Origin of the sequence: Aetokthonos hydrillicola CCALA 1050, assembly GCF_017591665.1 — a bacterium.
GTDB classification, from domain to species: Bacteria; Cyanobacteriota; Cyanobacteriia; order Cyanobacteriales; family Nostocaceae; genus Aetokthonos; species Aetokthonos hydrillicola.
Map to the genome: position 1 here is coordinate 1 of NZ_JAAKGC010000354.1, position 1,748 is coordinate 1,748.

General features: G+C 40.4%; 3 protein-coding genes. 1 reads left to right on the forward strand and 2 read right to left on the reverse strand.

Features of this window, described 5'->3' with window-relative positions; translation table 11 throughout:
• A partial coding sequence (locus tag G4P69_RS37845) for a condensation domain-containing protein (protein WP_243903190.1) occupies positions 1-234 on the reverse strand: 234 nt, incomplete at its 3' end.
• Positions 235-646: 412 nt separating this feature from the next.
• Between G4P69_RS37845 and G4P69_RS37850 the strand changes: the two genes are divergently transcribed.
• Entirely contained in the window at positions 647-1,402 is a 756-nt protein-coding gene (locus G4P69_RS37850; RefSeq protein ID WP_208344734.1) for an SDR family oxidoreductase, read from the forward strand.
• Between the two features lie 22 nt (positions 1,403-1,424).
• Here the strand turns inward: G4P69_RS37850 and G4P69_RS37855 are convergent.
• Positions 1,425-1,748: lipocalin-like domain-containing protein (locus G4P69_RS37855; protein ID WP_208355059.1), on the reverse strand; the 324-nt coding region annotated here is incomplete at its 5' end.

Sequence of the window (1,748 nt, forward strand, 5' to 3'; positions counted from 1 at the left end):
CAGTTGTTTCAGACTTTGTTCCAAAGCATTTACGTTTAGAGAACCGCTTAGCTTGAGTGCTTCTGGTATGTTGTAAGCAGGATTGTCGGCAATTAATTGATCGAGAAACCACAATCTTTGTTGCGCGAACGAGAGGGGTAAAATCCTGATCCTGGTTTTATTTTTTTGAAGCAGTTCAACTAGCAGCTGTCTTTTTTCGTCTTGCGATAGATCCCCTAATTTGTTAAGGCTCATCTTCTTTATTTATTACTTTACTTAGCAAATTTAGTACCAAGAATACTTGTTAATGAATCACCTACCTTCTCCAATTCTTCCAAAATTTCATGAATCATCCAGTCTATTTGGTAATAATTTATACACTATGCACTAAATCGGATACTAAAAGATGTAAGTTTTACTGTGACCTAATTTACCCTTCTACAAATATACACTGAAATATTAACGCGTCAGATAACTTGCTTTCGCACGTGTATCAATATACCATAAGCAGCCATAAGCGTTTCTTTGGGATAAATAAAAAATTTACATTTTGTTACATGATAGCAAAAAATTGCTGAAATCCTGAGATCTACTTAGTGTAATCTACTTACCGCATTCAAAAATGTATAATTAGTTTTCCACAGATTCTTATTCAAGGAGACGTATCGTGAATTCATTGAGTGGAAAAGTTTCTATTGTGACAGGTGGGAGTTCGGGCATTGGAAAAGCTACAGCGCTGGCACTTGGGAAAGAAGGTGCAAAAGTTATTGTTGCTAGTCGTCGAGAGGAAGAAGGAAACAAGACCGTTCAACTCATTCATGAGACAGGGGGGGAAGCCGTTTTTGTTAAGACTGATGTAAGTAAGGGAGAAGACGTCTTAAGGTTAATCGACACAACAGTCGAGATATTTGGCGGACTCGACTATGCATTCAATAATGCTGGGAATGTGTTGGTCGGTTCGCTGATAGATTACACGGAATCTGACTTTGACCATATCTACAACAGTAATGTAAAAAGCATCTGGCTATGTATGAAGTATCAAATCCCGCAGATGCTTAAGCAGGGTGGTGGTGTTATTGTGAACAATGCCTCAGCTTCCGGTTTAGTTGGCACTCCTTACGGAAGTCTCTATGGAGCCAGCAAACATGCTGTCTTGGGGCTGACCAAATCAGCAGCGTTAGAGTACGCTAAGTCTGGGATTCGTATCAATGCTGTGAGTCCAGGTGCTATTAACACCGAGATGCTTGAGCGGGTCACTGACAGCAAAGAAGAAGCCAAAGCGCAGATGGCAGAAGTACATCCAATCGGACGTGTGGGTCAACCGGACGAAGTTGCTAGTGCTGTGCTTTGGCTCTTCTCAGATGGAGCTTCATTCGTGACTGGTCAGTCGTTAACTATTGATGGTGGCTACACAGCGCAGTAGTACACTCAATTCTTCGATAACTTTACAAAACCCTTTCCCAGATTAAACAGTTTATCAGCTCCACGCTTTTTTCTAGAGACCAAGGCGCACTCAACTCTAAAGAGTCACCCACAAATTTAAAAAAGCGTTCTTGAATGCCGCTGACAATAGGGTTGGAGCTTAATTCAACGTAATGAATAACTTTGTCAGTTTGAATCTCATATTTACCACAATAAGAAAAGTAGGTTTCTCGGTCTAACTTTGCCATTGCGGCTTTCTGCTCTAGACTCAATTCCATAAAAACCTCAAAAATTTTCGCCATGTCAGGGGGATTAATCACATTCACATGCACTGACACATAACCATT